Source organism: Sandarakinorhabdus oryzae, from assembly GCF_009733735.1.
Classification (GTDB): Bacteria; Pseudomonadota; Alphaproteobacteria; order Sphingomonadales; family Sphingomonadaceae; genus Sandarakinorhabdus; species Sandarakinorhabdus oryzae.
In genome coordinates this window covers 1-969 of sequence record NZ_WNJP01000350.1, presented here as the reverse complement: position 1 = coordinate 969, position 969 = coordinate 1, and the positions used below count along the sequence as shown (strand labels likewise).

1 protein-coding gene is annotated in these 969 nt (G+C 73.4%); it reads left to right on the top strand.

Annotation, left to right across the window (positions count from 1 at the left end; all coding sequences use genetic code 11):
- On the top strand, positions 1-969 hold a 969-nt coding region (locus GJ693_RS16220; protein WP_156257251.1), incomplete at both ends, for an RsmB/NOP family class I SAM-dependent RNA methyltransferase.

The window sequence follows — 969 nt, the reverse complement described above, 5'->3', positions numbered from 1 at the left end:
GCCACGCCCTGCGCGTCGCGCTGGCCGGCTGGCTGAAGCTCGACACGCCGCCGCACGCCGTGGTGGCGACCGCGCTGCCGCTGGTGGAAGGCGGGCCGCGCCGGCTGGTGCACGGCGTTTTGGGCAACCTGATCCGGCGGCCCGCGACTCTGCCGCCCAGCCCGCGCCTGCCCGCCCCGTTTGACGTGTTCTGGGCGCGCGATTGGGGCGCTGCGGTCGCCGAAGCCGCCAGCGCTGCCCTGGCCGAGGAGCCGGCGACCGATCTGACGCTGCGGGATCCTGCCGAAACCGAGAAATGGGCGCAGGCGCTTGACGGCATCAGCCTCGCCCCCGGCCATGTCCGCACCGCACGGAAGGGCAGCATCACGGAATGGCCCGGCTTTGCGACAGGCGCCTGGTGGGTGCAGGATCTCGCCGCCAGCCTGCCGGCGCGGCTGCTGCCGGCCAAGGCAGGGGATCATGTGCTCGATCTGTGCGCGGCGCCGGGCGGCAAGACGCTGCAACTGGCAGCGCGGGCGTGCCGGGTGACCGCGCTCGACGTGTCGGATCACCGACTTGAGCGCGTGCGCGAGAATCTGGCCCGCACCGGGCTGAGCGCCGATCTGATCGCCGCCGATGCCTTGCGGTGGCAACCCGACGGCCTGTTCGACCACATCCTCATCGATGCGCCCTGTTCGGCCACCGGCATCTTCCGTCGCCACCCGGACGTGCTGCACCTGAAGGGCACCACCGATCTGGTGCCGGTCACGCTGCTGCAGGCCGCGCTGTTGCGCCGGGCGGCCAGCTGGCTGAAACCGGGCGGGCGGCTGGTCTATGCCACCTGCAGCCTGTTCCCGCAGGAAGGCGAGCGCATCGCCGAGCGCGTGATCGCCGGCCTGCCGCGCGAGGCCATCACCGCCGACGAGCTGCCGGCCGGCCTACAGCCCGCCGCCGAAGGCTGGGTGCGCACGCTGCCGGGCCAGGTGCCCG